The organism is Rhizobacter sp. P2_G4, from assembly GCF_056403575.1.
Map to the genome: position 1 here is coordinate 15,581 of NZ_JBFUFG010000009.1, position 15,803 is coordinate 31,383.

Genomic DNA, 15,803 nt, shown 5'->3' on the forward strand with positions numbered 1-15,803 from the left:
GTTATTTCTCCAGCGTGGCCTTTTTGATGATGACGGGCTCGGCGGGGACGTCCGAGTACGGCGGTTTGCGCGTGGTCTTGACCGCGCGAATCTTGTCGACGACGTCCATGCCTTGAACGACCTTGCCAAACACGGCGTAGCCATTGCCCGGCCCGTTGGCATTGAGCATCGCGTTGTCGACGACGTTGATGAAGAACTGCGCCGTAGCGGAGTCGGGGTCATTGGTACGTGCCATCGCGACCGTACCGCGGTCGTTCTTCAGGCCGGTCTGCGCTTCAAGCGCGATGGGCGTGCGGGTGGACTTTTCCGACATGTCGGGTGCGAAGCCGCCGCCCTGGATCATGAARYCGSKGATCACGCGGTGGAAGATCGTGCCGTTGTACTGGCCGGCCTTCACGTACTGCACGAAATTGTCGACCGTCTTCGGTGCTTTGGCGGCGTCGAGTTCGATCACGATGTCACCCATTGAAGTGGCGAGCTTGACCTTCTGTGCATGGGCCGCCAGGCTCACGCCGAGGCCGATGACCACGGCCGCGAGCGTCGGCAACCAAGGTATGCGTTTGTTCATCCAATCACTCCTTCGAAAAATATCTTCCATTGTCCACCCTCCTTGCCCAGTACTGGCGCTTCATCGGGCCGGTGAGCTGACCCTTCAGCACTTCATCAAAGGTGGCTATGAGAATCTCGCCGGTACCGAGCCACGAGAGGATCGGCACCACTTTCAGTTCAGCCTCTCGCCGGCGTGAGGCGCTGAGGGCTTGGGCGCCAACAGGTCACGAATCATCGCGATCGCCAGCTTGGCGTAGACGTCGCCGAGGTTCTCATACGCCGTCGCGTAACTTGGGTCGATGCGAATGGCCAATTCCAGCGTACGGCGCGCCTGCTCGTACTGGCCTTGCTTGCTGTAGAGCACGGCGAGGTTGTTGTAGGGCTCGGGCAGATCGGGGAAGTCTTCAGTCAGCTTGACGAACACGGCGCTGGCGTCGGCCGATTTACCTTGCTCCGACAGTGCCAGTCCCTTCAGAAAGCGCATGCGCGCATCGCGTGGATTCGACGCGAGAAACTGGTCTGCTTTCTGTACGGCTTCGGTCCACTGGCCCGCGCTGAAAAGCTTATCGATGTCTGCGTAGTCATCTGCGCGTGCCGCGCCGGCGGTGAGCACGAAGCCCGCGACGACCAGGCCAAAAAGCGGAGTGCGTGTACGGACCATTGACATTCAGGTGGGTTGCGAGTGCCTGCATCTAGGCACTGACGAGCGAGCGGACGAGGGACAATTCAGAGAAAAGGGCAGGCCGCTATACTCCCAAAATTGTATCGCAGCCCCACTGCTCAAAGCCCTTCCGACAGAACGCTTCGCCATCGGCGTACAGCACTGAAGCAGCCCGGCGCTCCCCGGTTGCATGCCAGGCCGAACAGCCGCTGAGCGCACCTACTCCAGCCACTCACCGATGACATTGCGCGTCTTCAACACCTTGACTCGACAGACCGAGGTGTTCGTTCCGATCGAACCGAACCACGTGCGCATGTACGTCTGCGGCATCACGATCTACGATTTTTGCCACGTGGGCCATGCACGCATGATGATCGCGTTCGACGTGATCTACGGCTGGCTGCGCACACTCGGCTACCAGGTCAGCTACGTTCGCAACGTGACCGACATCGACGACAAGATCATCAGGCGCTCGCTCGAACGCAAGATCTCCATTCGTGAGCTCACCGACGAGATGATCGGCGCCATGCATCAGGACCTTGGTGCGCTCGGCATTGCCAAGCCTACCCACGAGCCGCGCGCGACCGAGTACGTGCCGCAGATGCTGGCCACCATCGGCCAGCTCGAAGCCAAGGGCTTGGCCTACCGCTCAGACAACGGCGATGTGAACTACGCGGTGCGCAAGTTCCCGAAGTACGGCCAACTGTCGGGCAAGTCGATCGACGAGTTGCGCTCGGGTGAACGCGTGGCTGTGCTCGATGGCAAGCAGGACCCGCTCGACTTCGTGTTGTGGAAGGCCGCAAAGCCGGAGGAACCGGCTGACGCCAAGTACCCGTCGGAATACGGCGCGGGGCGCCCCGGCTGGCACATCGAGTGCTCGGCGATGGCGTGCACTTTGCTCGGCGAGCAGTTCGACCTACACGGCGGCGGTGCCGACCTGCAGTTCCCTCACCATGAGAACGAGATCGCGCAAAGCGAAGGCGCGTACGGCAAAGGGCCTGCTCGCATTTGGGCGCACAACGGTTTGCTGAACGTCGACCACGTGAAGATGTCCAAGTCGTTGGGCAACTTCTTCACCATTCGCGAAGTGCTCGAGCGTTTCGATGGCGAGACGATCCGCTTCTTCATGCTGCGCACGCACTACCGCAGCCCGTTCAACTTCAGCGACGGCAATCTGGACGACGCACGCAACTCGCTGCGCCGTCTCTACACGGCCTTGGCCGATCTGGATGTGCCCGACGTGCCGGTCGACTGGTCGCATCCGTTGGCCGCGCGGTTCCGTGATGCGATGAACGAAGACTTCGGCACACCCGAGGCGGTGGCCGTCTTGTTCGAGCTTGCAAGCGAGATCAATCGCACGCGTTCACTCGAGCTGGCCGGTTTGCTCAAGGGGCTCGGCGCAACGCTCAACGTGTTGCAGCAAAACCCGCGCGCCTACCTGCAGTCGGGCAGCGCGCTGGACGAATCGGCCATCCAAGCTCAGATCGAGGCCCGCGCAGCAGCCAAGAAGGCACGCGATTTCGCGCTCGCCGACCAGATCCGCAAAGACTTGCTCGACCAGGGCATCGTGCTGCAAGACTCGCCGCAAGGCACGACCTGGACGAAGGGCTGACCCGGTGCGTACCGTCACCCCAGACTATTGGGACGAGGCGTGCAAGCACCTCTCCAAACGCGACCGCGTGATGCGCAAGCTCATTCCTCAGTGCGGTGAGGGTCAACTGCAAAGCCGCGGAGATGCCTTCACCACGCTGGCACGCTCCATTGTTGGTCAGCAGATCTCTGTCAAGGCGGCCCAGGCCGTGTGGGATCGTTTTGCCGCGCTGGTCGATGGCGGGCCGATGCGCGTGCTGCCATCGGCCGTGGTGGACATCGAGCCTTCCCACATGCGCGAGGCGGGCCTGTCTGCGCGCAAGGTCGAATACCTGCTCGACTTGGCTCAGCATTTCGAGTCCGGCAAGGTGCACGTGCGGCAATGGCAGCAGATGGATGATGAAGCCATCATCGACGAGCTGGTAGCCATTCGCGGTATCGGCCGCTGGACGGCCGAGATGTTCCTGATCTTTCATCTGATGCGGCCGAACGTAATGCCGCTCGATGACATCGGCCTCATCAAGGGCATCAGCGTCAACTACTTCAGCGGCGAGCCTGTTTCACGAGCAGAAGCACGTGAAGTCGGCGACGCCTGGGCACCATTTCGCTCGGTAGCCACATGGTACATTTGGCGAAGCCTCGACCCTCTGCCTGTGGCGTATTGAGCGCCTCTTTCTGCCTCATGTGAAGACGCTCCCAACGCCTTCATCAACCCAGGATCCCAGCCGGATGAGCAAACGACATTTCCTCGAGTTCGAGCAACCCATTGCCGAACTAGAAACCAAGATCGAAGAGCTGCGTTACGTGCAAAGCGAATCGGCCGTCGACATCTCCGAAGAGATCGACCGGCTGAGCAAGAAAAGCCACCAGCTCGTCAAGGACATCTACTCCAGCCTCACGCCGTGGCAGGTCACGCAGATCTCGCGGCACACGCAACGCCCTTACGCGCTGGACTACATCAACGAGGTCTTCACCGACTTCCAGGAGCTGCGAGGCGACCGTGCGTTTGCCGACGATCAATCCATCGTCGGTGGCCTTGCCCGCTTCAACGGCCAGGCCTGCATGGTGATTGGCCACCAGAAGGGGCGAGACACCAAGGAGCGTGCGGCTCGCAACTTTGGCATGTCGCGGCCCGAGGGCTATCGCAAGGCACTGCGCCTGATGAAGCTTGCCGAGAAGTTCGGCCTGCCGGTATTCACGCTGGTCGACACGCCGGGGGCCTATCCGGGCATCGGCGCCGAAGAGCGCGGCCAGTCTGAAGCCATCGGCCGCAACATCTTCGAGATGGCACAACTCGAAGTGCCCATCATCGTGACGATCATCGGCGAGGGCGGTTCGGGCGGTGCGCTGGCCATCAGCGTGGGTGACCAGATGCTGATGCTGCAGTACTCCATCTACTCGGTGATCTCGCCAGAAGGCTGTGCCTCCATCTTGTGGAAGACGGCCGAGCGCGCCTCCGAGGCTGCCGATGCACTGGGCATTACCGCCCACCGTTTGAAGGCACTGGGGCTCATCGACAAGATCGTGAACGAACCGGTGGGCGGCGCCCACCGCGATCCGAAGCAGATGGCTGCCTACCTGAAGCGCGCACTCAACGACGCGCTGCGCCAAGTGAGCGACCTCAAGCCGAAGGAGTTGCTGCAACGCCGCTACGAGCGCCTGCAGGCCTATGGCCGCTTCACCGACACCAAGGAACGCTGACCTTCCGCACAGCATCGCGGTCGCCTACAGCGCTGGCCGCGACTCGACCGCTTTGCTCCATGCCACCGCGCGCGCCGCGGCAGAGCAGGGCGCCCAGGTAGCGGCCCTGCATGTGCACCATGGGCTGAGTTCTCACGCCGACGAATGGCTGGCCCACGCGCAAGCGCAATGCGCGCAGTGGGCGAAACAGGGTCTGCCCGTACGGCTGTTGACTCTCAAACTGACCGAGCAGCCCGCCGCGGGAGAAAGCATCGAAGCCTGGGCTCGGCAGGCACGCTATCGCGCACTCCGAGTGATGGCAGCCGAGGCCAATGTGGGCATCGTGCTGCTGGCGCATCACCGTCGTGACCAGGCCGAAACGCTGTTGCTTCAAGCACTGCGAGGGGCTGGTGTTGCAGGCCTCGCAGGCATGCCGCGCACCATCGAACGTGATGGCATCACGTGGGTGCGACCGTGGCTCGACCATTCGCGCGAGGCGATCGAGGGCTATGTGCGGCACCATCGTTTGCGCTACATCGACGACGACAGCAACGCGGACGCCCGCTTTGCACGCAACCGCCTCCGGCTGAAGGTTTGGCCGGCTTTGAGCCAAGCCTTTCCGCAGGTCGAAGCCAGCTTGGCCGATGCCGCGGCGTGGGCGGCCGAAGCCTCGAGTTGCCTGGCCGAGTTGGCGGCGATTGATTTGCCTGAGGTGTCGAATGCCAAGGGCCTGAGCGTGAAAGACTGGCTGCGCCTCAGCCAGCCGCGGCGGGCCAACGCGTTGCGCGCTTGGTTGAAAGAGCAAACCGGGTACGCGGCACCGGCCAGCCTGGTGCTGCGACTGCAGCAAGAGCTGCCCGGCAGCGGGCCTGCACAGTGGCCACTGCTCGACGGCCTCCTGCGCCGCCATCGAGGACACCTGTTGTTCACCTCCGATGAACCGGTTTCCGAAGAGCCAGGCGAGCGCGACATGTCGCTGAGCATTCTTGGAGCAGGCCGCTTCGCTCTTCCAGCATGGGGCGGCGAGTTGATTGCCAAACGTGTGATGGAGGGTGGTGTGCCGCTCGCGTGGCTTGCCCACCTGGAGCTCCGCGCGCGAGAAGGCGGCGAGCAGTTCCAGGCTGGCATCGGCCGCCCTGCCCGCAGCCTGAAGAAGCAGTTCCAGGCCGCAGACATCCCCGAATGGGAGCGCAAGGGCCCGCTCGTCTACAGCGGTGGCCAGCTGGTATTCGTGCCCGGTTTGGGGCTCGACGCGCGGGTGTTGGCGCTGCCCGGTCAGCCGCAGCTCAGTCTTCATTGGCGTAGCAGTTAAAATGCGCGGTTGCATCGCAGCACGCAACCCTCTTCACCGTTACCGCGAACCCGTTCTTCATGGCACTCATCGTTCATAAATACGGCGGCACCTCCATGGGCTCTACGGAGCGCATTCGCAATGTCGCCAAACGCGTGGCCAAGTGGGCCCGCGCCGGGCATCAAATGGTCGTCGTGCCGTCCGCCATGAGTGGCGAGACCAATCGTCTGCTCGGCATGGCCAAAGAGCTGTCGCCCGAGTTGGCGAGCGAAGGCATCCTTCGCGAACTCGACATGATTGCGTCCACCGGCGAGCAAGTGTCGGTCGGCCTGTTGTCGATCGCGCTGCAGGCCGAAGGCCTCGAGGCGGTCAGCTACGCCGGCTGGCAGGTACCCATCGCCACTGACAGCTCGTACACCAAGGCGCGCATCCAGAGCATCGACGACACCCGCGTCCGTGCCGACCTAGCCGCCGGCAAGGTGGTGGTGATCACCGGTTTCCAGGGCATCGACCCGCAACGCAACATCACCACGCTCGGCCGTGGCGGCTCCGACACCTCGGCCGTGGCCGTGGCGGCGGCGATGAAGGCCGACGAGTGCCTGATCTACACCGACGTCGATGGCGTCTACACGACTGACCCGCGCATCGTTCCCGAGGCCCGCCGCCTGCAGACGGTGAGCTTCGAAGAAATGCTGGAGATGGCGAGCCTGGGTTCCAAGGTGCTGCAGATCCGCTCGGTCGAATTCGCCGGCAAATACCGTGTGCCGCTTCGCGTGCTGTCGAGCTTCACACCCTGGGACATCAACATCGACGAGGAAGCCCGCTCCGGCACCTTGATCACTTTTGAGGAAGACGAAAAAATGGAACAAGCTGTTGTCGCAGGCATCGCCTTCAACCGCGATGAGGCGAAGGTCACTGTGCTCGGCGTGCCCGACAAGCCGGGCATCGCTGCCTTGATCCTCGGCCCGATCGCCGACGCGAACATCGACGTCGACGTGATCATCCAGAACGTCTCTCACGACGGAAAGACCGACTTCTCGTTCACCGTGCACCGCAACGACTATGCGCGTACGCTCGACGTGCTGAAGAACACCGTGCTGCCGCAAACCGGCGCCGCGCAGGTGATGGGCGATGCCAAGATCTGCAAGGTCAGCATCGTCGGCATCGGCATGCGCTCGCATGTGGGCGTGGCCAGCAAGATGTTCCGTTGCCTGTCCGAAGAAGGCATCAACATCCAGATGATCACCACTAGCGAAATCAAGACCAGCGTGGTGATCGACGAGAAGTACATGGAATTGGCCGTGCGTGCACTGCACAAGGCCTTCGATCTGGAGCAGGCTGCGGCCTGACGGTACAAGGCGCCCCTCGCGGCTTCAAATCGCCTGAGGGCGCACGTCTTTCTTGGGGTGGTTCGGCGAAAGACGTGATCGTTCTGCTTTAGAATCTCGCCTCGTGCTGGAGTCGTGACCGAGTGGCCGAAGGTGCTCCCCTGCTAAGGGAGTATTCGCCTTAAAAGCGAATCGAGGGTTCGAATCCCTCCGACTCCTCCAGCAACCTAGTAAACACGGGCCCTTGCGGCCCGTGTTTCATTTCTACCTACACTGCTACCTGCACAGCGCGCGTCGCTTCTGCGGCACGCATCTTGTAGCGTATCCGCGACGACAGGCCGAACAGCTGTCAGGCCCAAAGGGCGAAGCGTCGCCCTTATCCTCACCCGTTTGGTGTTCGCCTGTTAGCTGCCGAGCTGTAACAGTTGACATCCGCGCAATATGTTCGACTGTCACTTGCAACAGTAAACATCTCGGCGTGCGGCCCCGAATGGGGTTGCCAATCAGGTGGAATTCGTCGCCCTCGGTCGGTCTCCATTCAGTCCGTCTGCCAGCACGCGAAGCTGGGCAGCCGTGTTGCCATGTTGCGCATCGAACACCATCAGCTGCTTGAAGCAATGGCCAACCATGGTTTCGTCTGCCATGCCGATGCCGCCGTGCAGCTGGATGGCCTGGGCTCCGATGAAGCGACCGCTGCGGCCCGATTGGGCTTTGGCAATTGCCACCGCCCGCACACGTTCGCGGCTCTGCGCTTCGTCATCGAGCAGCGCGGCCAGGGCGCCGTGCAGCGTGGCGCGTGCTTGCTCCTGTGCGATCAGCATGTCGGCCAGGCGGTGGCGCAGGGACTGGAAGCTGGCGATCGCCACGCCGAACTGCTGGCGCTGCAGCAGGTACTCGCGTGTGAGTTCAATGGCAAGGTCCATCACGCCGAGGGCCTGCGCGCACACGGCGGCCGTGGCGTGGTGTTGTGCGACCTCGATTGCGGCAGCGGCGGCACCTGGCACACCGAGGCACATGCCAGCTTGCAGCACGGTGTCGAAGTGCAGGTCGCAGGCCGGTGTGCCGTCGATCAAGCGGTGGTCGTGGCGCACGAGGCCGGGTGCGTCAACGGGAAGCAGCAGCAGCGAAACGCCGTTGCCCTCTGCGGCCGAGACCAGAAAGCGGTCGGCCTGCGGGCCACCGACGACCAGCGTTTTCCGCCCGACGAGACGCCGTGCACCGTTGTCGGCTGCATGCACCGTGGCCGGCGCGTCCACAGCATCGTTCAAAGCCGGCACGATGCGATAGGCGCCGTCCACCAACGCACCGAACACCGGCTGGGCACTGCCGGCATGCCAAAGTGCCTGTGCCGCCAGCACGGCCACCGGCACGAAGGGCTCGACGACGAGGCCGCGGCCGAGCTGCTCGGCAATGATCGCCGTCTCGATCACGCCGCCGCCGAAGCCCCCGGCGGCCTCCGGCAAACCGGCACCCAGCCAACCGAGCTGCGCAAACTGTGCCCAGTGCTTCGCGCTGAAGCCGCCTTCGTGGGCGACGAGGCGGCGGCGTTGCTCGAAGCCGTAATCCTGGTCCACGAAGCGGCGGACGCTGTCGCGCAGAAGGGTCTGCTCTTCGTTGAGGGCGAAGTCCATGGTTTCAAGCGCCGAGCATGTGCCGCGCGATCAGGTTGCGCTGGATCTCGTTGCTGCCGCCGTAGATCGTGACCGCGCGTCGGTAGAGAAAGTCGGCCGTCACGCCCGGCGCATCGTGCGGACCGGGTGGGTAGTCGGCAGGTGGCGCGGCGCCTTGCCATTCGGGATACGCGACCACGCCGCGGTCGCCGAGTGCCTCGACCAGCAGTGCCCCGGTCTTCTGCTGCAGCTCGGAGCCGAGCACGTGCAGCACTGAACCGGCGGGCCACGCGGATGCTGCCGCGCTGCCGTGCTCGCTCAAGGCCCGCAATGTCATCCATTCGAGCGCGCCGAGTTCGACCTCGAGTTCGGCAATGCGGTGCGCGAACACAGGATCGGCGATCAGCCCGCGGTCGCGCGCCAGCGCCTTCAAGCGTTGCAACATGCGCTTGTTGCGCGGCACTTCGGCGCTGAACGCGCGCTCGTTGTCGAGCAGCAGCTTGCCGAACGACCAGCCCTGGCCTTCGTCGCCGATGCGGTTGGCGACCGGAACCCGCACCTGGTCGAAGAACACCTCGTTCAGGCTGTGCGCATCGTCAATCGAAACGATGGGCCGGATCGTGATGCCGGGCGAGGTGGCGTCGATCAGCAGGAAGCTGATGCCGCGCTGTGGTTTTGCCTCGGGGTTGGTGCGCACCAGGCAGAACAGCCAGTCGGCGAAGTGGCCCTCGGTGGTCCAGGTCTTCTGGCCGGTGACGACGTATTCGTCACCGTCGCGTTCCGCGCGGGTGCGGAGCGTTGCCAAGTCGGAGCCGGCATTCGGCTCCGAGAAACCCTGGCCCCAGAATGCGTCGCCGCTCAAGATGGGCGGCAGGTGCTGGCGTTTCTGCGCCTCGGTTCCGTGGGTGTAGATGACCGGTGCAACCAGGCTGAACGCCGAAGTGCAGGTAGGCGGTGCTCCGGCCAGTGCGCATTCTTCTTCGAACACGTGGCGCTGCAACGGCGACCAGCCCGGCCCCCCGTGCTCGACTGGCCAGTGCGGTGCCGACCATCCGCGTGCGTGCAGCGTGCGCGTCCAGGCGGTCATGTCGGACTTGCGCGCGTGGTAGCCCCGCAGTGTGCGTGCCGCGATGTCGGCCGGCAGTTGCTCACGCAGGAAGCTGCGCACCTCTTCGCGAAAGGCTGCGATGGCCGGGTCCCGCTGCAGATTCATGCAATGGCCTCAGTGCTGATGAATCCGCCAGCCCGCGCGAACTGGGCCAGGTGGTGATCGGTGTCGCCGAACTGCAGATCCATCATCGCAAGGCGCTTGTGGCAGTGGCCGACGGTGTACTCGTCCGTCACGCCGATGCCACCGTGCAACTGGATCGCCTGCTGGCCGACGAAGCGCGCCGCCTGTCCAATCTGCACCTTGACGGCGGAGAGTGCCTTGCTGCGTTCGAGCGCATCGGGCTCGTCGAGCATCAGCGCGGCATACATGGCCATGCTGCGCGATTGCTCCAGCGCGATGAGCATCTCCGCGGCACGGTGCTGCAAGGCCTGGAAGCGCGCGATCGGGCCGCCGAACTGCTGACGCGTCTTGAGGTACTCGACCGTCATCGCCAGCGCCGTGTCCATCACGCCCACCGCTTCGGCGGCGAGCGCGGCGATGGCGGCCTCGGTGGCCGACTGGATCAGCGGCAATGCAGCGCCCGCCATACCGATCAGGTCCGATTCGTCGACGCGCACCTTGTCGAAGCGGATGTCCGCAGCCCTTCGGCCATCGTGCATGGCGCTGGCCTCGCGCACGATGCCGGGGGCCTGCGCATCGACCATGAACAGCGAGATTCCCGCCGGGTCGCGCTGCGCGCCGGCGCTGCGGGCACTGACGAGCAATCGATCGGCGCTGTCGCCATGCAGCACCAGGGCCTTGCTGCCGTCCAGCACCCAGCCTTCGGCGTCATGCTGCGCGCGGCAGGCCACGTCGTGCAGCCGGTAGCGTGAGCCCGACTCGGCATGCGCCCAGGCCAGCGTCATGTCGCCCGCCGCAATGGCGCCCACCCAGCGGTCGAGTTGCGCCGGGTTCGCGCCGCGCAGGACCGCGCTGCCAATCACCATCGTGGACAGCAGCGGCTCCAGCGGAAGCGCCTTGCCGATCGCCTGCATCACCAGCAGCACATCCACTGCGCCACCGCCCAGGCCGCCTTGCGCCTCGGGGAAGGGCAGGGCCAGCAGCCCCATCTCGGCCAGGGTGCGCCACATCTGGCGGCTCCAGCCGCCGGGCTCGGCCGCATAGGCCTTGCGCTGTTCGAAGCCGTAGTCACGCAACACCAGCCGCTCGACCGTGTCCTGCAGCATGCGCTGGTCGTCACTCAAGGCAAAGTTCATAAGTGCACCCTGGGCGCTGCGCGCCGTCCCGCCGAGCGGGAGCATTCGCACTTGGGGCGGCTCGGCGTGCTCATAGCCCCAACACCGCCTTCGCCAAGATGTTCTTCTGGATTTCATTGCTGCCGCCATAGATCGACGCGGCGCGCAGGTTGAACGCGATGGGTGCGATCGTGCTCATCGCATCGGCCGCGTCGTCGAACTCGCCGACGCAACGCGCTGCCGCTGGCCCGGCCACCTGCAGCAGCAACTCGGCTGCAGCCTGGCGGAGCTCGGTGCCCTTGACCTTGAGGATCGACGATCGCGCATCGGGCCGCGCCGAGTGTTCGCGCATCGCGTCAAGCAGCCGCATCTGCGTCACTTCGAGTGCCTTCAGCTCGATCTCGATCAACGCCGCCTTCTCGCGCACCCGTGTCAGCACGGCGGCATCGTCATCGACTTGCGTGGCCAGCGTCTTTGCACGACGCAGCAGGTGCTTCGACATGCCGATGCGCGCGATGCCGGTGCGCTCGTTGCCGAGCAGGAACTTGGTGACGTCCCAGCCCTTGTTCTCTTCGCCGACGCGGCATGCCAGCGGCACGCGCACTTCGTCGAGAAAGACTTCGTTGACCTCGTGGCGGCCGTCGATCGTGATGATGGGCCGCACCGTCACGCCGGGCGACCTCATGTCGATCAACAGCATCGTGATGCCGGCTTGTGGTTTGGAAGTGGCATCCGTTCGCACCAGCGTGAACATCCAATCGGCATGGTGGCCCATGCCCTGCCAGGTCTTCTGGCCGTTGACGATGTAGTGCTCGCCATCGCGCCGCGCCGACGTCTTCAGCGACGCCAGGTCGGAGCCCGCCCCGGGTTCGCTGAACCCCTGGCACCACCAGTCGTCGAGGTTCGCGATGCGAGGCAGGAAGCGCGCCTTCTGCTCCGCAGTGCCGAAGGTGAACAGCACCGGCCCGATCATGTTGACGTTGAAGCTCAGCGGTTCGGGCGCCGGCGCTTGGTGCAGCTCGTCGAGAAAGATGTAGCGCTGGACGACGCTCCAGCCTGGCCCGCCATGCTCCCGCGGCCAGCTCGGTGTGGCCCAGTTCCGCGCGTTCAGCGTGCGCTGCCAGTGCACGATCTCGTTCTTGGTGAGCGAGCGGCCTTCGGCCATCTTTCGCCGCACGTCTTGCGGCAGCGCGGTGTCGATGAACGCGCGCACCTCGGCGCGAAACGCATCGTCTTCGGCGGTGAAGCGCAGGTCCATGTGGGTCCCTCAGGCGCCGATCACGGCGGGGCGCGGCAGGCCGGCCTTCTTGCACTTCGACTGGTAGACGCGCAAGACCAGCCCCGCGTCGAGGATCAGCGTCACCTTGCCTTCGGCGTCGAGGTTCAGGTTCGGCCCGCGGATCGCGAACCAGACGTCGGTGACCTCGGTGTTGCTGGCCGGCGCGTGCAGGGTGTGGATCGACCCGGCCGGCTCGTAGAGGTAGGAGCCCGCGGTGTTGACCTCCGGATACTCCAGGTACTTCCACGCGCCGGCCAGCGTGAACGCAAACACCTCCCCACCGTGGCGGTGGGTCGGCAGCGTGGCGCCCGGCTGCAGGCGCATGCGGATGACCCACAGCCCGGTCGGAATGTCGACCTGCAGCACCTGCATCTCGATGCCGGGTTCGAACTCGACGAAAGGCAACTCGCTCTCACCGCGGTGCAGCGCAGCAGGGATGCCGTCGTGTGGCACGGCAAAGGTGGGCACGGGAACGGGCAGGGGGTTGGTGGTCATCGTGAGGCTCCGGTCAAGGGATGTCGTGTCTGAGGTTGCGAGACTTCTCCGCCTCTCAGATCACCTGGCGTGCGGCGAGCGCGTCGATCTGCTCGGCGCTGAACTGCAGGCGCTCGGTCAGCACCTCGCGGGTGTGCTGGCCGAGTAGAGGCGGGGCAGGGTAGTGCTCGATGGGCGTGGCCGACAACCGCATCGGGTTGGCCAGCAGCTTCACCGTACCGGCCAGCGGGTGCTCGGTCTCGACCAGCATGTGCCGGTGCTGCACCTGCGGGTTGGCGAACACGTCGGGCAACTCGTTGACGGGGCCGGCCGGCACGTCGGCCGCGTCCAGCCGCGCCAGCCACTCGGCCACCGTGCGCCGGCGCAGCACCTCGCGCAGCGCTTGGAGCAGCGCGTCGCGGTGGATCACGCGGCCGGCGGCGTGGTTGAAGCGGGCGTCTTCGGCCAGTGCCGGGCTGTCGATCGCCTGGCACAGCGCACTGAACTGCCTGTTGTTGCCGGCGACGATGAAGATGCCGCCGTCGCTGCAATCGAATGCCTGCGACGGCACGCCGCCGAAGCCACCGTTGCCGCGCCGCACCGGCACCTCGCCGGAGACCAGGTAGTTCATTGCGAAGTGCGACAGCGAGGCCACTGCGCAGTCGAGCAGCGCGAGGTCGATGTGCTGGCCTTCACCCGAGACCTGGTCGCGGTGGTGCAGCGCCGCCAGGATCGCGATCGCCGCCTGCTGCCCGGTGAGGATGTCCACCATGCTGATGCCGATCTTCATCGGCTCGTCGGCATGGCCATTGGCGGCCATCACGCCGCCCATGGCCTGGAACACGCCGTCGTAGCCGGGCCGCTCGGCATACGGCCCGTCTTGTCCGAAACCGGTGATCGAGCAATAGACCAGGCGCGGATTCAGCGCGCGCAGGTTCGCATGGTCGAGCCCGTACTTCTGCAGCGCGCCGGCGCGGAAGTTCTCGAGCACCACGTCGGACTGCAGCGCCAGCGCACGGATGATGTCCTGCCCCTCGGACGTGGCGATGTCGACGGTGACCGACTTCTTGCCGCGGTTGCAGGCGAGAAAGAACGCCGCGGTGCCGGTGCTGCGGCCATCGCGGTCCATCAGGAACGGCGGACCGTAGCTGCGGCCTTCATCGCCGCTGCCGGGGCGCTCGATCTTGATGACGTCGGCGCCCAGGTCGGCCAGCGTCTGGGCGGCCATGGGCGCGGCAAGCACGCGGCTCAGATCGAGCACGCGCACGCCTTCGAGGGCGCGGGCGCTTGTCATCACACGCCCTTGAAGGCTGGCTTGCGCTTCTCTGCGAACGCGCGAATGCCCTCGCGGTAATCCGCGCTCGCATAGCAGGTCTGGAAGTACTGCTCCGAGAGTTCCAGTTCGCGCTGGTCGGGGTCGCGCACGATCTGCGCGATGGCGTGCTTCACCTGCTTCAGCGTCAGCGGTGCGCCTTCGGCGATGCGGCCGGCCTGCTTCAGCACCGCGTCCATGAAACCGTCTTCGGGCAAGACCTGGCCGACCAGTCCCTTGGCCAGCGCCTGCTGCGCGTCGAAACTCGCGCCGCCGATCAGCAGCTCCTTGGTGGCCGCCGGGCCGATCAGGTCGGTGACGCGGCGCAGGCTCTTGTAGCGGTAGCCGATGCCATAGCGCATGGCCGGTTGGCCGAAGCTCGACTTCGGCGTCGCGACGCGCAGGTCGCAGCACGAGGCCACCGAAATGCCGCCGCCGATGCAGTAGCCGTTGATCGCCGCGATCGTCGCCTTGGTCGAGTAATAGAGCGCGCTCAGGCCCTTCTCGCCGGTTTGCGCGTAGTGCTCGGCGGCGTTCTCGCCCATGCGCTCTTCCTCGTACTTCGAGACATCGGCGCCAGCCACGAAGGCCTTGTCACCGCTGCCAGAGAGCACGATCACGCGCACCTCGGGATCGGCCTCGAAGCGCTCGACGGCCTCGCCCATGCCTTGCCACATCTCGAGGGAAATCGCGTTGAGCTTTTCCGGGTTGTTGAAGACGATGTGCCCAATGGCGCCGGTCCGATGCGAAAGAATCTTGTCGGTCATCACAGTCCCTTGAATTGAGGCGTTCGTTTGTCGAAGAAGGCGGTTAGCGCCTCTTGGTGATCAGCTGTGTCGTGCGCCAGCGCCTGAAAGGCGGCCGAGAGCTGCAGCACTTCGGACAGACGCGCGTGCTCGGCTTCACGCAGCAGCCGCTTGACGAGGCGCAGCGTCTGCGGCGGGTTGCAGGCGATGCGCTCTGCCAGCGTTCGTGCCTCGGCCAGCAGCGTGTCGGCCGGCACCACGCGTGAGACGAGGCCGCAGGTCAGCGCCTCGTCGGCACCGATCGGCTCGCCGGTGAACATCATTTCGGCGGCCTTCGCGAGGCCCACCGCGCGCGGCAGGAAGTAGGCGCCGCCGTCGCCGGGCACGATGCCCATCTTGATGAAGCTCGATGCCAGCTTCGCGCCTTGCGCGGCAATGCGCAGGTCGCACATACAGGCCAGGTCGAGCCCCGCGCCGATGGCATGGCCGTTGATCGCCGCGATCATCGGCAGCTCGCAGTCCCACAGCGCCTGCGGAATGCGCTGGATGCCGCGCCGGTAGTTGTTGCGCGTGGCGAGCGGCGAGTCGAGCGGGCCGATGCCGTCTTTGCCGAGAGAGCGGTCGCGCATCGCTTTCAGGTTGCCACCCGCGCTGAAGGCGCTGCCCGCGCCGGTGAGGATCAGCACTGCCACGCCGGGGTCGGCGGCTGCGGCCTCGACGGCGTCGACCAGCTCAGCGCAGTCGGCATGGCTGCCGATGGCATTGCGCTCATCGGGACGGTTCAGCGTCAGCGTGACGACACGCCCGTGCCGCTCGGTCAGAAGAAAGGGAACGCGGATGCTCATTGGAGCCCCTCGCCCAATGAGTACATCGGGCGATCCCCCGAGGGAATGCGGGCCGGCTTGGGAGCGGCCCGGCGCTCGGTCCGCGGCTGCGT

At 65.2% G+C, this 15,803-nt stretch carries 15 protein-coding genes and 1 tRNA gene; 6 read left to right on the forward strand and 10 right to left on the reverse strand.

All coding sequences use genetic code 11. From position 1 onward, the window contains the following. Nucleotide 1: 1 nt before the first annotated feature. Both AC1DYS_RS25045 and AC1DYS_RS25050 read right to left on the reverse strand, forming a co-directional pair. Nucleotides 2-568 (reverse strand): peptidylprolyl isomerase, encoded by a 567-nt coding sequence (locus AC1DYS_RS25045; RefSeq protein ID WP_477904222.1) that lies wholly within the window; start codon nucleotides 566-568, stop codon nucleotides 2-4. Nucleotides 569-721: 153 nt separating this feature from the next. Further along, nucleotides 722-1,210, reverse strand: coding sequence for a tetratricopeptide repeat protein (locus tag AC1DYS_RS25050; RefSeq protein ID WP_477904223.1), 489 nt, complete (start codon nucleotides 1,208-1,210; stop codon nucleotides 722-724). 238 nt (nucleotides 1,211-1,448) lie between these two features. On the opposite strand from AC1DYS_RS25050, the gene cysS reads away from it, so the two are divergent. From cysS to AC1DYS_RS25080, 6 genes are all read left to right on the forward strand, one after another. After that, entirely contained in the window at nucleotides 1,449-2,822 is a 1,374-nt protein-coding gene (gene cysS, locus AC1DYS_RS25055) for a cysteine--tRNA ligase (RefSeq protein WP_477904225.1), read from the forward strand. A gap of 4 nt (nucleotides 2,823-2,826) precedes the next feature. Continuing rightward, entirely contained in the window at nucleotides 2,827-3,465 is a 639-nt protein-coding gene (locus AC1DYS_RS25060) for a DNA-3-methyladenine glycosylase family protein (protein WP_047495304.1), read from the forward strand. Between the two features lie 64 nt (nucleotides 3,466-3,529). Then, entirely contained in the window at nucleotides 3,530-4,501 is a 972-nt protein-coding gene (locus AC1DYS_RS25065) for an acetyl-CoA carboxylase carboxyltransferase subunit alpha (protein WP_047495307.1), read from the forward strand. After that, on the forward strand, nucleotides 4,470-5,792 hold the full coding sequence (gene tilS, locus AC1DYS_RS25070) for a tRNA lysidine(34) synthetase TilS (protein WP_477904228.1): 1,323 nt from the start codon (nucleotides 4,470-4,472) through the stop codon (nucleotides 5,790-5,792). The genes AC1DYS_RS25065 and tilS overlap by 32 nt, the downstream gene beginning before the upstream one ends. Before the next feature lie 59 nt (nucleotides 5,793-5,851). After that, nucleotides 5,852-7,120, forward strand: coding sequence for an aspartate kinase (locus AC1DYS_RS25075; protein ID WP_477904230.1), 1,269 nt, complete (start codon nucleotides 5,852-5,854; stop codon nucleotides 7,118-7,120). Between the two features lie 108 nt (nucleotides 7,121-7,228). After that, nucleotides 7,229-7,321 (forward strand) — tRNA-Ser (locus tag AC1DYS_RS25080). Between the two features lie 281 nt (nucleotides 7,322-7,602). On the opposite strand, the gene AC1DYS_RS25085 is transcribed toward AC1DYS_RS25080, so the two are convergent. The 8 genes from AC1DYS_RS25085 to AC1DYS_RS25120 all read right to left on the reverse strand — a co-directional run bounded on the left by AC1DYS_RS25085 (nucleotide 7,603) and on the right by AC1DYS_RS25120 (nucleotide 15,711). Then, nucleotides 7,603-8,730 carry an acyl-CoA dehydrogenase family protein gene (locus AC1DYS_RS25085; protein ID WP_477904232.1) on the reverse strand — a complete coding sequence of 376 codons (1,128 nt, stop codon included), beginning with the start codon at nucleotides 8,728-8,730 and terminating at the stop codon, nucleotides 7,603-7,605. A 4-nt stretch (nucleotides 8,731-8,734) separates the two neighbouring features. Next, nucleotides 8,735-9,922, reverse strand: a complete 1,188-nt coding sequence (locus AC1DYS_RS25090; protein WP_477904234.1) for an acyl-CoA dehydrogenase family protein — start codon at nucleotides 9,920-9,922, stop codon at nucleotides 8,735-8,737. Further along, nucleotides 9,919-11,064, reverse strand: a complete 1,146-nt coding sequence (locus AC1DYS_RS25095; protein WP_477904236.1) for an acyl-CoA dehydrogenase family protein — start codon at nucleotides 11,062-11,064, stop codon at nucleotides 9,919-9,921. The genes AC1DYS_RS25090 and AC1DYS_RS25095 overlap by 4 nt, the downstream gene beginning before the upstream one ends. Before the next feature lie 82 nt (nucleotides 11,065-11,146). Beyond that, on the reverse strand, nucleotides 11,147-12,313 hold the full coding sequence (locus AC1DYS_RS25100) for an acyl-CoA dehydrogenase family protein (protein ID WP_477904238.1): 1,167 nt from the start codon (nucleotides 12,311-12,313) through the stop codon (nucleotides 11,147-11,149). Between the two features lie 9 nt (nucleotides 12,314-12,322). Then, nucleotides 12,323-12,829, reverse strand: a complete 507-nt coding sequence (locus AC1DYS_RS25105) for a 2,4'-dihydroxyacetophenone dioxygenase family protein (protein WP_477904240.1) — start codon at nucleotides 12,827-12,829, stop codon at nucleotides 12,323-12,325. 55 nt (nucleotides 12,830-12,884) lie between these two features. Continuing rightward, nucleotides 12,885-14,102: a CaiB/BaiF CoA transferase family protein gene (locus tag AC1DYS_RS25110; protein ID WP_477904242.1), complete on the reverse strand. Its 1,218-nt coding sequence runs from the start codon at nucleotides 14,100-14,102 to the stop codon at nucleotides 12,885-12,887. Continuing rightward, nucleotides 14,102-14,887 (reverse strand): enoyl-CoA hydratase, encoded by a 786-nt coding sequence (locus AC1DYS_RS25115; RefSeq protein ID WP_477904243.1) that lies wholly within the window; start codon nucleotides 14,885-14,887, stop codon nucleotides 14,102-14,104. The genes AC1DYS_RS25110 and AC1DYS_RS25115 overlap by 1 nt, the downstream gene beginning before the upstream one ends. Beyond that, nucleotides 14,887-15,711 carry a crotonase/enoyl-CoA hydratase family protein gene (locus AC1DYS_RS25120; RefSeq protein ID WP_477904245.1) on the reverse strand — a complete coding sequence of 275 codons (825 nt, stop codon included), beginning with the start codon at nucleotides 15,709-15,711 and terminating at the stop codon, nucleotides 14,887-14,889. The genes AC1DYS_RS25115 and AC1DYS_RS25120 overlap by 1 nt, the downstream gene beginning before the upstream one ends. Nucleotides 15,712-15,803 lie beyond the last annotated feature (92 nt).